General features: G+C 41.2%; 13 protein-coding genes. 4 read left to right on the top strand and 9 right to left on the bottom strand.

Annotation, left to right across the window (positions count from 1 at the left end; all coding sequences use genetic code 11):
- Positions 1–275 precede the first annotated feature (275 nt).
- Both FLL46_RS00630 and FLL46_RS00625 read right to left on the bottom strand, forming a co-directional pair.
- Complete coding sequence (locus tag FLL46_RS00630) at positions 276–1,079, bottom strand: SDR family NAD(P)-dependent oxidoreductase (RefSeq protein ID WP_142891485.1); 804 nt, start codon at positions 1,077–1,079, stop codon at positions 276–278.
- A gap of 45 nt (positions 1,080–1,124) precedes the next feature.
- Entirely contained in the window at positions 1,125–2,114 is a 990-nt protein-coding gene (locus tag FLL46_RS00625; protein ID WP_142891484.1) for a zinc-dependent alcohol dehydrogenase family protein, read from the bottom strand.
- Positions 2,115–2,236: 122 nt separating this feature from the next.
- Between FLL46_RS00625 and FLL46_RS00620 the strand changes: the two genes are divergently transcribed.
- The gene (locus FLL46_RS00620) at positions 2,237–3,142 is read left to right on the top strand and encodes a LysR family transcriptional regulator (protein WP_142891483.1); all 906 of its coding nucleotides are present in this window, start codon (positions 2,237–2,239) and stop codon (positions 3,140–3,142) included.
- Positions 3,143–3,275: 133 nt separating this feature from the next.
- Here the strand turns inward: FLL46_RS00620 and FLL46_RS00615 are convergent, their stop codons facing one another.
- Positions 3,276–4,325, bottom strand: a complete 1,050-nt coding sequence (locus FLL46_RS00615; RefSeq protein ID WP_142891482.1) for a CNNM domain-containing protein — start codon at positions 4,323–4,325, stop codon at positions 3,276–3,278.
- A gap of 481 nt (positions 4,326–4,806) precedes the next feature.
- Between FLL46_RS00615 and FLL46_RS00610 the strand changes: the two genes are divergently transcribed.
- Positions 4,807–5,019: a hypothetical protein gene (locus tag FLL46_RS00610; RefSeq protein WP_142891481.1), complete on the top strand. Its 213-nt coding sequence runs from the start codon at positions 4,807–4,809 to the stop codon at positions 5,017–5,019.
- A gap of 615 nt (positions 5,020–5,634) precedes the next feature.
- Here FLL46_RS00610 and FLL46_RS00605 read toward each other — a convergent pair.
- From FLL46_RS00605 to tmpT, 4 genes are all read right to left on the bottom strand, one after another.
- On the bottom strand, positions 5,635–6,600 hold the full coding sequence (locus tag FLL46_RS00605; protein ID WP_142891480.1) for an NAD(P)-dependent alcohol dehydrogenase: 966 nt from the start codon (positions 6,598–6,600) through the stop codon (positions 5,635–5,637).
- A 33-nt stretch (positions 6,601–6,633) separates the two neighbouring features.
- The gene (locus tag FLL46_RS00600; RefSeq protein ID WP_142891479.1) at positions 6,634–8,925 is read right to left on the bottom strand and encodes a bifunctional diguanylate cyclase/phosphodiesterase; all 2,292 of its coding nucleotides are present in this window, start codon (positions 8,923–8,925) and stop codon (positions 6,634–6,636) included.
- Between the two features lie 182 nt (positions 8,926–9,107).
- Positions 9,108–9,521 (bottom strand): hypothetical protein, encoded by a 414-nt coding sequence (locus FLL46_RS00595; protein ID WP_142891478.1) that lies wholly within the window; start codon positions 9,519–9,521, stop codon positions 9,108–9,110.
- A gap of 193 nt (positions 9,522–9,714) precedes the next feature.
- The gene (gene tmpT, locus FLL46_RS00590; RefSeq protein ID WP_142891477.1) at positions 9,715–10,356 is read right to left on the bottom strand and encodes a thiopurine S-methyltransferase; all 642 of its coding nucleotides are present in this window, start codon (positions 10,354–10,356) and stop codon (positions 9,715–9,717) included.
- A gap of 106 nt (positions 10,357–10,462) precedes the next feature.
- Here tmpT and FLL46_RS00585 point away from each other — a divergent pair, with 106 nt between their 5' ends.
- Both FLL46_RS00585 and FLL46_RS00580 read left to right on the top strand, forming a co-directional pair.
- Positions 10,463–10,894, top strand: a complete 432-nt coding sequence (locus FLL46_RS00585) for a helix-turn-helix domain-containing protein (RefSeq protein WP_142891476.1) — start codon at positions 10,463–10,465, stop codon at positions 10,892–10,894.
- A 232-nt stretch (positions 10,895–11,126) separates the two neighbouring features.
- Positions 11,127–11,501, top strand: a complete 375-nt coding sequence (locus FLL46_RS00580; RefSeq protein WP_142891475.1) for a hypothetical protein — start codon at positions 11,127–11,129, stop codon at positions 11,499–11,501.
- Positions 11,502–11,527: 26 nt separating this feature from the next.
- On the opposite strand, the gene FLL46_RS00575 is transcribed toward FLL46_RS00580, so the two are convergent.
- Positions 11,528–13,492 (bottom strand): hypothetical protein, encoded by a 1,965-nt coding sequence (locus tag FLL46_RS00575; RefSeq protein ID WP_142891474.1) that lies wholly within the window; start codon positions 13,490–13,492, stop codon positions 11,528–11,530.
- 226 nt (positions 13,493–13,718) lie between these two features.
- Entirely contained in the window at positions 13,719–16,136 is a 2,418-nt protein-coding gene (locus FLL46_RS27770; protein WP_142891473.1) for a S8 family serine peptidase, read from the bottom strand.
- Positions 16,137–16,756 lie beyond the last annotated feature (620 nt).

Genomic DNA, 16,756 nt, shown 5'->3' with positions numbered 1-16,756 from the left:
ACGATTGGCAATTTTCCTACGTCGCTTTGACTCGCTTTGACATTTGAATCGTTTATAATCGGCATACCGATTATAGCCAACTCCTCACTAACATAGCGGACTTTTTCCATTTAAGCTGACTTATAATATTTTTGAGATAAAAAATCAAACAGGTTCGGACAAACAAGTCCGGACACAGCAAACTTGTGAGTTTCTCAGCGGATTAGACTAGCGAAAAAAAAAATCATCCAACAAAAATTGAAAAATGTCGACGGTTATTTAAATTTTCTCTCTTGTCAGAATTTTTTTAAAATTGCTTCTATAGACTGGATAAGCTGTTCCAATTTTTGCGGGTTCATCGCATCGGAATGGGGAGAAGAAAACTTTCCTGAATCGTTATCAAAATATTTTCCATTAGCGGCAAGAAATTCATCATCAAGGGCAACCCGCATCAATATTTCAGCGCCGATATTTAAATCACCACCAGCGACACCAAAACCTTCCTGTACCATTTTACTGCCAAGCATTGAGCCGGGATTAACTGCAATCATTACCGGCCCTTGACTTTTATTGCTCAGCGCCAGGCTTCGAGTCCACATAGTAATAGCGAGCTTACTTTGAGCATAGGCATCCATATCCGATAGTTGAGTTCGACCGGCCAGGGCTTCAATATTCACAGAAGCCTGAGCAGCAGAAGAAAGATTAATCACACGGCTTGACGCGCCCAGCAAATTTGTCAGCTTCTTAGTTAATAAATAGGGCGCGATGGTATTGACAACAAATCTGACATCAAGCCCATTTTGCGTTGTTGGACTACTCGTTTTAAAAACACCGGCGTTATTAATCAACACATCGAGTTTTTCATTCGATGAACGGATCGAATCGGCTAAAGCAACAACATCAGAAATTCGAGACAAATCTGCGACATAGCTTTTAATAGTTCCGGCATTGGGTAACTCGGTAAGCATTTGTTCGACGTTATTTAACTTTTCTGAACGACGTCCGTGTATCAGAATATTGTGGCCTTTTAACGCCAGCATTTTGCTTGTCGCCAAACCGATGCCATCGGTGGCCCCAGTGATAAGAATCGTTTTTTTCATCGGTGTTTCCCATTCAAGCCGTATTAATACCACACAACCTAGTCGCTACTTTACTTCAACAACGACTTTTCCCATTCCTTCGCCGCTTGTTAAACGGTTATGCGCCTGACCAACTTCGGCAAGGGAAAAATGTTTTTCATCTAATACAGGACGCAATCCTCCAGCTTCAACAATTTCAGTCAACTGGCTAAGAATTTGTGCATGCTCTTGCCGTTTTTGATTGTGAAGCATTGGAATGAGCATAAAAACCACGTGTAAAGATAGTCCTTTAAAATGTGCCAACGAAAGGTCAAGCTCCACCAAAGAAACGGTTGATACAATCTGTCCATTGAGCGCAGCGGCTTCAAACGAATTAATCATATTGGCGCCACCCACGGAATCAAAAACAATATCAAATCCAGCGCCATCAGTATGTTTGGCAACGTAATCAGTCACAGTTTCTGTTTTATAGTTGATCGCTTTTGCGCCAAGCTCGCTGATCAAACTCAGCTGCTTGTCACCTCCGCCAGTGGCATAGACTTCTGCGCCCAAGTAACGCGCAATTTGTAATGCAACGTGACCGACACCACCCGAGCCGCCATGAACTAATACTTTTTGACCTTGCACAATACCGGCTCTCATTAAACCTTCATACGCAGTGATCCCTACTAAGGGTAACGCCGCAGCTTCGCGCATCGATAAATTTTTCGGCTTACGAGCCACTAACTGAGCGTCGGCGACAATACACTCAGCCAAAGTTCCCGGTAAATCAGCCAGACCGCCGGCGCAGCCATAAACCTCATCACCCACAGCATAGCCCGTCACGCCCTCGCCGACTTCTTCAACAACACCAGCAAAGTCCATCCCAAGAACCGCAGGAAGCGCCGGCGCAATTGGCAGTTCTTCGCCCATTTGACGAATCATTGTATCCACCGTATTAACACTTGTCGCTGCAACTCGTACAAGTAGATGACCACTTTTTATAGTAGGTTTAGGAAGCTCGGCAGCTTCAAAAACTTCAGGGCCGCCAAATTGTTTAACTATCATTGCTTTCATAATTTGTTCTCGAGTCTAGTTGATTGTTATTATTATATTTACTCACAATTAAATTGATAATAGGTTAAAATAAAGAATCACTTTTTAGATTTTGTTGATAATAATAAATTTGGTTGAGAATCATGAATATTGAACATCTCAGGCTTTTTGTTCGGATTGCCGCCACCCATAACATCAGCCAGTCAGGCCAGGAGCTAGGCTTATCACCAGCGGTGGCTAGCGCTCATATCAACAAATTGGAAAATAGCCTTGGGGTTCGCCTGGTTCACCGCACCACGCGCAAAGTTTCATTAACAGAAGAAGGTGCAGCTTTTTTACCTCACGCTGAAGACGTGCTTTCAAGCGTTGAGTCAGCTCGCGCCTCTGTCGGCGCGGGCAATACATCACCGAGTGGCACCTTACGAGTAGCGGCACCAGCATCTTTTGGGCGAATGCATTTGCTACCGGCACTCACCGGATTTTTCAAGCTATATCCAAATCTTAATGTCGATTTTCGCCTCTCAGACACAATTGTCGACTTAGTTGAGGGTGGTTTTGATATTGCTGTTCGTAACTCTGAACTGAAAGATTCCACCCTGATCGCGCGCAAGTTGGCGCCAGATGACCGCATCGTTTGCGCGTCACCCGATTACTTATCAAAATTTGGAACGCCGGGTTCACCTGAAGAATTGAAGCATCATCAATGCATTAACTTAATGGGCCTTGAAAACTGGGGATTTCAAACACCCAAAGGTTCCATCAATATTAGAGCCAAAGGGAACTTTCGGGCTGACAACGGCGAAGTGATTCGCGACGCTTGCGTAAATGGACTTGGGATAACCATTAATTCAACCTGGAGTGCCTATAAACACTTACATAACGGCAGCTTAGTCCAGGTACTCAAAGACTACCCATTAATTTCCAATACCGCTATTTGGGCTGTTTACCCAAGCTCTCGATTGCTTGCTCCAAAGGTAAGAGCCTTTATTGATTATGTCTGTTCACACTTTGGTGACAAGCCCTACTGGGATGAAAAATTAGGATATTAAGTCTGAAATATTAGGTCAGGAATATCAGATCTAGAACATCAGGTCTGGAATATTAAGCTCAGGATGCTAACTCTGGTCACGAAACAAAAAGAACATTTAATACCTGGCGTCGGTAGGTATCACCGACGCTTTGTTAATCATCGACTTTAAAACCTTTCTTTGCCACTTTTTGCACCCAATTTTTTTTCGCCAATTGCTGCATATCCGCCGTTTCATCATTTTCGTCAATAATCTCAAGCCCCAGCAAGGTCTCGAACAAATCCTCTAAAGTGATAATACCTTTAACCGTGCCATATTCATTAACCACCAAAAGGATCTGCGCGCGCTGACGCAGTAACTCGCTAAAGGTATGTGACAAAGATGACGTATTCAGTAGTGCACCAATGCTACGATGGTATTTTTTTAATTTGCTCTTACCGTTTCCACGCGCCTGAGCGAGCAACAGATCGCGCCGTATCACAAATCCATTGATATTTTCTTTATCGCCACTATAAATCAAGATTCGAGAGAAAGGTGTTTGATCATATTTATGAAAAAATTCTTCAACAAGCAATTCATCGGACAAAGAGAAAATCACGGTGCTCGGCGTCATCGCACTTTCTATACTGGAGTTTCTAAACAACAAAAGGTTTTTGAGAATTTTTGATTCGTCATCAGCTATTTGCCCTTCCTTAGCACTCAACTCAGCCATTGCCGTAAACTCTTCGCGGCTAAAACCGGTTAACGAACTGTCACTCACCATACCACCGGTAATTTTTTCAGATAACCAAACAAAGGGAAACAACAACCAGGTGATAAATTTTAAACCGTGGGCGGTAGCAGGCGCTAACTCGCGCCAGTAGCTCGCGCCCAATGTTTTTGGAATGATCTCCGAAAAGATGAGGATTAATAAAGTCAAGAAGGCCGACGCGACTCCAACGTAAGCACTTCCAAATACAACAGCTGCCTGAGCGCCGGCTCCAACCGCTCCTGTAGTATGCGCTATCGTGTTTAATGTTAAAATCGCAGCCAGCGGTTTGTTAATATCAGACTTGAGCGATTTAAGTATGGTCCCCGTCTTTTTATTGTCTTTTTCCAAAACCGAAATATGCGCAGTAGTCACACTCAGTAATACCGCTTCGGCAATTGAACAGAGAAAAGAGAAAATAAGCGCTACCAATACGTAGATAATAAGCAGAATCATAGATGTGGAATAAAATTGTTTAAGTTAAAGTTGATATTGAAGTAGCCGAAACCTTTATTATAGGCTATTTGCCCCAGATATCTCGACTACAATATAACATTTATCTGCTCGTTTTTGAGTGTATTAATTATTATTCTCTTAAATATCACTTTTTCCTAACAAGATAAAAGTCCTAATCGCTCAATCTATCATTTGCTTCAGCTAACAAAAAGACAAAATATCATTATCTACCCGTCGAACACTGATCTATGGCAAAAAACAGAACAAAAAGTACTCAGCTAACATTAGGAAATCCTCGTATTAAAACTAGAAAAAAACTGTCATTTGAGCTGACTATTATTTAACGATATAGTGGCAGGCAGAATTGTGTTTATCGACTAATTCGCAATTCTGAATTTGAGATAATAATAATCAGTGAGAATAACATTGGACGAAAGTACCGCACTCTAAATTTTTATTTTAATTAACAGGAAACAAAAAAATGAAAAAATTATTGAGATGTGGATTAATAGCCTTAGTTGCGTCCGTATTCAGCTTTTCCGGAACAGTAACTGCCGGGGATAACTGCACTTGGCAATTAGTAGAGATTTATGACTTTGTTGGATTTAAGGGCGCCGAATATCGTTCGGTTGGTGAATGCCAATACGTTGGTAAGTTTGTCAACTACCGAAACAATACTGTGCATTATTGGTAAAGTGTAACAAGTGTGCTATTGAATCATTTAACGAAAAACTTTGAATTGTTTTTTGTTTAAAATGCTAAAAATCTTTAAGCACTAAAAATCGACCACTGGGGCAATTGCATTGGCAGACTGCTCGCTGTGATAAAACTAGCGAAAAATTGACCCAGTTGGTCGAAACGGGTATTCCCCTCCAGACCAACACTTGAAAGCTGATCAATCATTCAAAACGACAGAGTGCTTAATAAGCTAATATACGAATACCCTCAATCAATAATTCCCTCAAACGATAATTCTTCCAACCAACAATCCCTAAACAACAATGTCCCTAACCAATAGTGTCCCCAACCAACAATGTCCATAACCAACAATGTCCCTAACCAAGTTTGATACTCGTAATACTCTGATCGAACTGAAAAAAACTTGAACAATAAAAATTTAACTCTCACATAAACAGACAACACTGAATTGAAAAGTTCATTTCCGCTTTATTTTTTAGTCAATAATTTCCCCATTGCACGAAAAACTATGCATTCAATGTTATGACTTTATAACCTTTGAAGTAACCAGATAGTCAGATATTTGATCGGATATTTGAATAATTATTTTTGCTTTAATTTGAATTCAACTTTAGATTGAGATTACAACTTTCCCTCTGTGTACACCTTTGCCAAATCGCTGCACTGCAATGGCGGCCTCGCTCAAAGGATAAGGGCCATCAATAATGGGCTTAATTTTTTCTGACTCAAAAAGCTCATTGATGTAATTTAAATCTTTGTTCGTTTTCAAACCAATAATATGCACTCTTTTACGACTAAATAAATGTATCACACGACGAAAAAACAACGCATGTAAAAGATGAGGTAACTTTCCTCCGACGGTAACATACTTTCCATTTGGCTTTAGTGAACGAAGATAGCTAAACGTCGAACGATTAGTCTTGGTATCAAGGATCAAATCATAGCGCTGCCCACTTTTAGTAAAGTCTTCTGTTTGATAATCTATTGTGTAATCAAAACCAATTGACTTCATCATTTCCAACTTATCGCCCGAGTCGACACCTGTTACTTCGGCACAATATAACTTAGCAAGTTGTAGTCCTAATGTTCCGACACCGCCACCGGCGCCGTTGATTAAAATTTTCAGTCCATTCTGAATCTGACCGATATCAACCAATCCTTGCAGCGCCAATGCAGCTGCATGAGGGATTGAGGCAGCTTCTTCAAAACTCATATTATTAGGCTTTAATGTTAAGGCTTTTTCATCAATACAAATATACTCTGCGAAACTACCAAAACCATGCTCAGAAATATCGCCGTAAACGGCGTCGCCAGCTTTGAATGAAGTCATTTTTTTCCCAGTCGATACAACCACTCCCGACAGCTCCATTCCTGGTATATTTTTCCTGGGTCGCAACAAACCAAACATAAGTCGATACAGAAAAGGCTTACCTCGAATCATACTCCAGTCATAATCATTAACAGCAGTCGCATGTATTTTCACAAGCACTTCGTTATCTTTGGGGGTTGGCTTCTCCACTTCTTGAAGTTGAAGCACTTTTGGTGAACCGTATTGATTAAATACAGCTGCTTTCATATTCTCTCCACTCAGTTTAAAAAAATAGATTTATTATTTAAGACCAACTTTCTTTTGGGTTAATAGTTTATCGATCTCATCACCACTAACGGGTTCGCTAAATAAATATCCTTGCACGGTTTCACAACCTAACTTCTTTAGAGTATCAAGCTGTTCCACCGACTCCACCCCCTCCGCGATAACTTCATAACCTAGTTTTTTTCCAAACTCAATCATAAATTCAACAATGGCCAAAATATCATTATCTTCAAGCATACCATTGATAAAGTTATTATCTATCTTCAAACAATCCACTTCTAGATGTTTAAGAGAGGCTAAAGAAGAGTAACCCGTTCCAAAATCGTCTATGGCGAACAGAATACCTCTTGCTTTCAAATCTTTAATCACGGAAAGATTTTCCTGGCCTGTCTGCACAATATTTTCAGTCACTTCCAACTCAAGATCACTCGAAGAAATTCCAGTCTCACCAATGATGTTTTTGATCGCCGGAACAAAGTCTTCTTCGGCAAGTTGACTTGGAGGAATATTGATAGCAATTCGCAAATCTGCAAAACCTCGTTCTCGCCAGGCCAATGCCTGGCGGCAAGCTGTCATTAACACCCATTCAGTCAGCTTTTTGATCATTCCAATCTTTTCAGCGATGGCGATAAACTCGGCAGGAGGCACTTGACCTAATTCAGGATGGTGCCATCGTGACAGCGCTTCAACGCCTGTAATTTTACCGGTAGAAATATTGACCTGAGGTTGATACACCAGTGACAGTTGTCGCTTTTCGATAGCCTCGCGCAGATATTTTTCTACCTGGAACTGATATTCAGCTCGCTGAGTCAATTCAGGTTTATAGAATGCAAACTGATTCTTGCCTTTTTCCTTCGCTTCATAAAGAGAGGTATCTGCAGCCTTCAATAAAGTCGAGAGATCAGCACCGTCGTCTGGGAAATGAGCAATACCAATACTACAAGCAGGGATCAATTTTCTGCTATCAAACTCAACAGGCTGGCCAATGGATTCCAGGCACCTTTGGGCTACACTCGCCGCGTTATAATCATCACTGATTTCTTCAACCAGAACACAAAACTCATCTCCGCTGAGCCGAGCAACAAAATCAACATCACGACATGTACTTGCTAAACGGTCTCCAATTTCCTTCAGCAATAAGTCGCCGGTGTCATGGCCGAGGCTATCATTAACTCCTTTGAAATCGTCTAAATCAATGTATAAAAGACCAAACCGGTGATTGCGCCTGAGCGACGCCTTAATTAATTCTTTGAGGTGCATATAAAAACGGGCTCGACTGGAAAGCCCGGTTAGTTCGTCAGTGTAGGCCAGTTCGCGAATTTTCTTTTGTGTTTGTTCCCGCTCCATTACAATCCCGCTCAGTCTCGCTGCTGATTTAAGATCGTTTAGCTCTTCCTCATTCGGCAATGCAGGAAAATCGTAATACATACCAAAAGCACCTAATACTTTCCCTGAAGAGCTTTTGATAGGTTCAGACCAACAAGAACGCAGGCCATGGGGAAGTGCAAGTTCTTTAATTTTTTCCCACTTGGGATCAGCCGAGATATCTTCAACCAGAACGCGCTCGCCTGTGAAGGTCGAGGTACCGCATGAACCGACATTGGAACCGAATTCCAGGCCATTTAACGCTTCACAATATTCTTTCGGCAGGCTCGGCGCTCCTCCGTGCAGGAGTTTATTACCATGTAACTCGAGCATCGAACAACGCATTCCAGGGTGTCTTTTTTCATACATTAACGCAATCGCATCATAGATTTCACTGGTGGGATGCCCAATTGCTATCATCTCCAGAATTTCAGCGTGACTAATATTTAACGCTTCTGCTTTCTTGCGTTCTGTAATATCGACATGAGTCCCGACCATGCGAAAGGGTTTGTTATCAACTTCGCGAACCACAAGAAAACCACGCGATAAAACAAATATATTCTTGCCATTCCGATGACGCATACGCATTTCAACTTCAAAAGAATCCGCTCGGCCCTCTAAATAATCTTGAACTTTGTCCAGTACCCATTCTTTATCATCAGGATGAACCAAACTTGCCCAGGTATCCAGCGTGCCCTCGAGTTCATTCTCCTCATAACCGAGCATACTCTTCCAACGTGGTGAGTAATAGACTTCATTGGTTTCCAAATTCCAATCCCACAGGCCATCATTAGCGCCACGCATTGCTAAGACAAACCGTTGCTCGTTCTCGAGAAGTTCTTCAGTTCGTTTTTCTGTCGTCCGTTTAAGAGAAGCCAGCTCGCTCTTTAATCGATTGATTTCCTGCAATAACTCGGATTTTGATAGGTTTGAATTGCTCATCTCAGTCTCTTTGGTAATACACTACACAGCAGTATTAGGCAGAAACAAAGCTATTAATGTGGGCATTTAGGTTACTGCAACTGACATAAAATAGAGTTTAATTATCGCGGTATAAGATAAGTTTAGTACAAAATTCAAACAACTCCCTTAAAAAACAAAGTGATTATTTAATCCAGCTTATTTTACCCGGCATACACTCGGGGCACCTGACGTGACTTAATAATCAGCAATAATCCAACGGCCACTTCAATCAATTCAACTAAAATAAAGGAAATTTGGGTGCTGCTCATAGCGCCAAGCATAATTGAGCCTAGCAGCCTGAAGGCAATAAAAGACGAGACGATTGTCACTGCCAAAATAGCAGAATAAATCCAGGTTTTACTAAAATAAAATATTAAGGCCAGCGCTATACCAATGCCCACCATAAGACTGCAATAAATGAGAATAAAGGCAACTTTGCCGTCCAGATCAACTGCGCTCAGGCCGATTCTGGCAAGCTTTGAATCGATATCCATCAATGCGTTGAATCCCGAAACAACAAAGTAGATTGCCATTATCGCTGTATATACTTTTCCAAGATTATCAATTTTCATCATTCGCTCAATTTATTTTGCTGACTGTTGAATGTCCTTCACTTACAGACAGCAATACTGGCTTTTTGGTTCTAGCGAATTTGATGTTACGCGTTCTTTAATAGTTACATTTTGTTGCAGCGCTGAAAATCAGAGCATCGATTTTTCAAGGCTTTTTGAGCCCACTGATAAAATCTATGGTTCCTGATCAGCTTTTTCACAATGACTGATGCAACAACCAGACATTCTCTTTAACATCACTCAACCCTTTCAATCCATCGGCGACAACGGCACTTTCAAGTTTCTCTAACTCATAGCTTTCTTGATAGTGTCGACTTACTTCTTTCCCACTAATTGAAAACGGTGGGCCTTCCATTAAACTTTGATCATACTCATAACAAAGCAAAAGCTGAGGAGCACCATTAGAGCTCTCTACCAAATGAGCAGCGTAGTGTTTTCGCATCTCTTCAGGAAGTGCGACTAAGGCAGCTCTGTCATAAATCGCATCGACAAGTCCAAGATCTGCTTGAGATAGATCGAAAAAATCACCAACCAATATATCGATGTCTTTCGCACGGTAGTGCTTTAGTTTTCCAATGATCGATATTTTCGGTTCTACACCAAGCTCAGAAAACAATTGTTCAACGGCAGTTTCAATTAATTCAGATCCAACCACTCGATAGCCATTGGCCAGTAACCACGCCATATCCAGTGTTTTGCCACACAGCGGCACAAATACACGAGAACCTTTTGCAAGTGAAAGTTTTTGGAAATATTTAACGAGTAACGGGTTAGCCGAGGGTTGGTGGAAAGCAATCTCATTTTCTTTCCATTTTTGATGCCAAAAATTAGTGTCCATAATCACTCCTTCAAAAATCGCTGATGAATTAAACCGCCGTTATCATTGCAACGGCCTATTTCTATCGATACCATACAACTTCAAGTTGACTTGAGGTCAAGATAAAATGACACAAACAACGATTATCGATATTGGTGAAGTCGCCAGACAGTCTGGATTACCGCCATCAACGCTGCGTTTTTATGAAGAAAAAGGGCTTATTCAATCAACCGGGCGACACGGTTTGCGCCGTTTATTTAATTCTAATGTGCTACAACGTCTCGCTTTAATAGCGCTTGGTCAAAGTGCAGGCTTTTCGCTCGAAGAAATTTCTGCGATGTTTACGGCGGAAGGTCCGGAGATTGATCGAGAACAACTTTTAGCCAAGGCTGCAGAATTAGACGAAAATATTCAACAATTGAAAGCCATGCGTGACGGGCTGCTGCACGCAGCTGACTGTCCAGCACCAAGTCACTTAGAATGTCCTTCATTTCAGCGGATGCTTCGACTTGCTGGTAAGGGCCAACTGAAGCGGCGACAAAAGTCGACCAGGAGATAGAAATAGTTTTGTTTTTTAACACAATCTAGTTCCCAGCGGTTCGATATTTAGTTTTACTTCTTGCTATCAAAAATCCACTCTGTTGAATCTACTGGCTTTACAATAATAAAGCCTGTAGTTATCTCTGCTATACTTTAAAGCGCGCTGAATTAGCGTAATAAAAGCATTGTCAAAAATCGGGCAAATACTTGTATAGCTCTACCTCAATTGCTCTCACTCAACGGAGGAAATTATGACTGCAGAAAATACACTTGCACAGATGAAAAGCATCAGCATTGTTAGGGAAGATGGCTCATTTAATGTAACGCCCGAGAACTTAGAAGTAGCCGATCTTGATCGTTTTCAAATCATGTTTTACACGGTCCCCAACATACCTGATGCCGACCTGGAGATTGAGCTGACCGCTGAATATCAGCTAGACCACATATTCAACATTAATCTTCCCAGCAGAAGAGCATTGTTCACAATAAAAAATGACCGCGCTATTATTTTCCAGGTAAAACTCGGTGAAGGTTTGCACCATAAATACACACAAATACACCTGGAAGTTTCGCAGAATCCCGGTGGATATCCACCAGAAATGGAAGTAAAAGTTAAGCCGAACTAGAACTAAAAATATCAGCTTTTAAACAGCTAGTTCACCCGAATACCTTTGTGCATCGTCTGATCACCATTTGGAAAGACTAGATGTGAACAAACGACACCACTTGGCTCAATATCGCTGCCAATTTTTAAGGCGGGGATTTCTCCTATAATTTTCTTATAGTCCGAAATATTTGCTAGCCTGATTTCAGCAACTCGGCGCAAATGGTAGTCCTTAATTTCAGGGTTAAACTTGAGTACAGCCTTAAGCAAGTTGATTCTCATTTGACTTACGTTTCTGCCGTAACAACCAGGTTCCCTGAGCGCAATCGCGAGTGCGTCTGAGCGGTATTCACTAAGCTGGTAAGTGGAATTTAATCGAAAAAGCTCTTCTACCAATGGTGCATTACAGGACGCAGCAGCCGCCTCAACCAGAGTTCTCAAATTTTTATTATCGCTGTCAAAACTGAAACCAAACTCGAGCAACAATGAAAATACCTCTGGTTTTGCTTTACCTAATTGAGTACCCACGACATTGGAAGGAAAAATACCATGTTCTAACATTACCCGGGCGTGTTGTGGTGAAGTCTCGACGATACTCCAAAACATCTCCCCCATATCTTTTTCACTGACGCCTAAACTTCGAGCGAATTCAATCCCGGCATAAATTCCGCTTTCTCTAACCTTCATTAAAATTTTTGTACTGACTTCAGGCTTGATAAAGGTGTGGTGCGACTCAACTCGATACATTTGTTGGTTATGGCAGTCATTGAGTCCTGGTTCGATTTCGAATAGCTGCTTACTTAGTTCTTCGAAGTCGTTGTGATACTCCTTGATTAACGCCTGTACGTCGGCTGTCACCTGCTCATCATAAATAACCTTTTGGGCGACGTCCTTTTTACTACTACACTCAATATAACTATCCAGGCTTTCAGCTTTTAGCTCGCCTTTTAAAAATTTATTTTTATCTTCTTCAATTAACTTGGAGATTTGCTGAACTTGACCATCTGCTGTTAACTGTTCGACCGTTTGAGCTTGTTCAAATTGAAAACCAATATCTTTATACTTTTGTATCTCTGGAAAATACATCCTTGAAATATGAGTCAAAAACTGCCCAAACTCTAGAGCACCGTCGCGATACTCATTAAATCGAACTTTAACTCCCAAACTCGACAACTTTTTAATTTCAGCTTCACGTGACTCTAACTGTTTAAACGGAGTGAACAGCATCATTTTTTCCAATACATTCAATCCAAACTCGCCAGTTCTTATTTTTCCACCAGCTGCCAAGTAATGTTCTAATAAATCAATCCTGGATTCTAGAAACAAGGTTTCAAATAGGTTGTCAGCATATTGCTCAGAAACTCTCACACCGAAATAAACCTTCGACAAATTCTTTGAAATTTCTATAACTTCCTTGATATTCTCTTTTGTGCGACTCGTTCTTATTAAATTTCTGACCTCTTCAGCTTCCGGCCCAAAATGAGTTAAAAACTCGTTTCTTTCTTTGTAAGGCAACGAAAATATAAATTCCCAATTCAATTCTCTGCCATTAAAGAATTCTTCACCAAAACTTTCCCTCATTTCTCTTCTTTTGGCATAAAATTGATTTTTTTCAGTTTCAGTACGATACCCTCTTTTCGAAAACGACAATCTCATCCCTATTGCTTTATATTTGCCCTCGATAAGTATCATCGCTCGCGTTAAATCTTCCGAGTTAACGGTGCGGGTCATTTCTTCAAAGTACTTATTGCGCTGCTTGCTCCAGGCGTACCGGCTTTTTTGCAATTTGTCATTACTTGGCAGGCAATCTTCCAATTGCTGAAAAAGAGGTGTCGCTGCTGCGGTAACAATCCTTTCGGCAGTTGTCGCTTCCGACTTGCTTGTTTTTTTATTAAAGGTAAGCGTTTTCTCTGTTGGCTCAGTCTTATCTTCTTCTGAAAAATAATTAAATAACAAGACAAGCAAAATTCCAAAGGCAAGAATCGCTATAGAGTGTTTTTTTATCTTTTTCATAATAATCAATGAATCCCTCATGTTTTCCATTTCCTGCCACTCATCGTGTGAATAACGCGAATCCTTTCAACAAAATAAACTTTCATCTTTAAAGAATCAACAATTGATTTCGCGCAGCTGACTTTACCATGAAACTATTATTTAATTAATAACAGAAAAACGGCCCACAAAGGACCGTTTTAATCTGACTCAATCGAATTTATAAATCCGCACTTTCAATTAGATACTATTGAAATGAAATCTTCCAACGGTCGATATAACCAGTATCACTACTCACAGAATCTCTCGCTCTCAATTTCCATGTGCCTGCAGAATCCTTGCTTCCTACATCTACAGAATACCGCCTGATAATATTATCCGCTGAGCCATCGGTGCGATTATGCAAGTTATACACGGTTCCATCAGGATGGATTAAGTCAACCGTCAGGTCACCAATGTAAGTGTGGATAATATCGACATCAACAGTCACGGTATTAGACGCGCCACTTCGAGTGGAAACAATAGAACTCGTAATACCTGTGCTATTACTATCTGGGATAAAAAAGTTATTGGCATTTTCAAAACTCGCCGCACCGCCGCCGCTGCCACCTTCAGTATAAGAGCCTGTTAACGACACATTCGCAAAATCACCATAGCCGTGTAGCATGACATGATAGGTTCCTTCTTGAGCATTAGAAACCAGACAGGTTTCTTCATTTCCACCAACCCACGGACGGCAATCGTAGTCGCCGATGGCAGTTGTTGGCGCAGAACCAAATTTAACATAAAGGTCAGCATCACCGCTCGAATTACCACCAGTACCGGTGATGGCAAATTTTAAATCAGTTGCACCGGCAGGCACTTCCAATGTAAAACGAGTTTCACTGCCTTTAGCGCCGCTAGCAGTAACCGAAACTCTGTTTGTCAAAACGCTGTCGTTGTTTCCACCGCCACCGTTTCCTGTGCCGTCACAACCATTCGCGGTGATGTAGTCGCTCGCATCTTTCGCTTTTACAATACCGTAACCAAACTTGTCATCTTTACCTGCATCACCCGCATCAAACGCGGTTGCTTTTAAAGCATTTCTGATTTGAGTACCGGTACAAGATGGGTGATTAGACCAAACCAGCGCAGCCACACCGGCAACACCGGGAGTCGCCATGGAAGTGCCTGACATATAACCATAATCGCCCGACTTAATTGAAATATTCAAGTTAGTCGCAGCAATAATTGCCGCACGATTCTCAAGCGCGGCACCTACCGCTGGAATACTGGTGGCATTGCTGTCTCCTAATGTTCCGCGAAGTACACCTGCTTCGTTATTGATGATAACGGCACCAACTCCTCCACTATCCTGACAATTTTTTACTTTGTCATGAAAAGTAATATTACCGCGATCAATCACACAAATTTTACCGTTGGCTGCCGAATTTGTACTCTCAGCTGTGCCCATAAAAAAAGTTGAACCTGATACTTCGCCTTTATTATCCATCGCCGCGGCAACAGCACCATCACCGTCAATTAATAAACTGGCAACAGTCGTCCCTCCGGCTGGATAGGTCGAAAGGACATCAACACCGCCCGCGGTAACTTCAACACAGTAGCCATCATCAGTCTCACCATCGATCGTACAATTCGGGTGCTGTGAACTGGTGTAGATGTTGTTGTCTGCGTCGTTACCGCCAACCATCATAATTGACTTATAGCCCGCCGGAAATGATCGATCAGTATTGCCGTCATTGCCCGCCGCCGCCAATACCAGCCCACCATTTTCAGTAAAGGTTTTAAATGCGTTTTCTTCGGTGGCATTCGACGCGCCGCCGCCAAGACTCATGGTAATTATATTTGCCCCGGCATCGATACATTCACCGGCAGCATGAGCTAAGTCAGACGAATAAGCCCAACCATTTTTAAATACTTTGACAATGTGCATCGGCACGCCAGGCGCCATACCAACAACGCCAAAATCATTGTCTACTGCACCGACAGTACCTGCAACGTGAGTACCATGTGGTCCACCATCAGCGTCCCAGTCTCCGGTGCCTTCAGGATCGTCAGAGCCGGTAATAACGCTCCAATCGAAATCGTTATTTTTGTCACCAGCCACACCTTTTTTACCGGCAAGTCCAGAATCGATAACACAAACTTTCATTCCTGGCTGAAGCGTAAGTTGATTCGCTTGAGATTGGTAAATTGAATAAGGGGTTAACTGGGTTAATGTGGGATCACCGGCATCGTCACTATACTCAGCCATTAATCGTCGAGGTTGATCGACTTCGAACGACAAAAAATCGGGGTCTTTAGCAATTTCAGTGAGTTGTTGTTGAGTTAATTCTGCGACAACCGCGTGTTGACGAGGCAATTCAAATTTAACATTGGCACCGTGATTTAATAAACGACTGCGGGCAGCGTTTCCGTTAAACATTTGCTGACCGGAACCTTTGGTCAAGGTGTTAGCCGATGTTTTTTTATATTTCAGGATATAACGCTTAGTTGCACCGTCAACTTGTTGGTTAGTAATGGCGTTTTGTCCACCGAGACCCGATTCAGGATCCATATAAACACTTAACTGTTCTGTCCCAATAGCATTTGCGCTAGTTGAAATAGCAATCCCCAGCATAGATGTAGTGACAGCTATGGCTGCTTTCTTCAAAGGATACTTCATTTTTAATTCCTCATTTTGTGGTTTTATTATTTTATTATTATGTAGCTTTGTGGTTTTATAGTTTTATTATTTGTTATCTACCCGAGAGACTTGATAAAACAAAAATAGGCTTATTCAAAAATACTTAATCGCAAGCTTCTCAATTGAAATAAAATGAGTTGCCACTAACAATATTAAGCCTGACTTTTTCTCAGCGGGTAGCGAAAGATAAAAGGAATTTTGTTTAAATAAAAGGTAAATAATGCGCTTTTTATCTTATTGGGTACAAAGATAATATAGCCATATACTCGTTGCACTGATGATTATTTTGAGCCAGGTAGCTCAGTGTTTTGAAGTTAAAATCAGCATAGAAAATTTTAAAAATGAAGCGTTTGAATAACAGAAAAAATTAGTACAAGGTAAGAGTAATTCCATTTCTTATTATTCTAACTGGAGTTCTTTTACTTTAAATAAATATTAAAGTCTGTAGGTTGGGTAGACGAAGGAAAACCAACAACCTTCTCAAGTCATCCATAGAATCAAAAAAATTGGAATATCTTTTAACTTCAAACATTTTTTTGGGTTTAGTAAACTCTACCTAACCTAGATTATGAACAGCAGAGCTATCGTCGGTATTGTTA

It is taken from the genome of Aliikangiella coralliicola, from assembly GCF_007004725.1.
GTDB classification, from domain to species: Bacteria; Pseudomonadota; Gammaproteobacteria; order Enterobacterales; family Kangiellaceae; genus Aliikangiella; species Aliikangiella coralliicola.
Note: the sequence above shows the minus strand (reverse complement) of the source record. Positions and strands in the feature narration are given on the sequence as shown.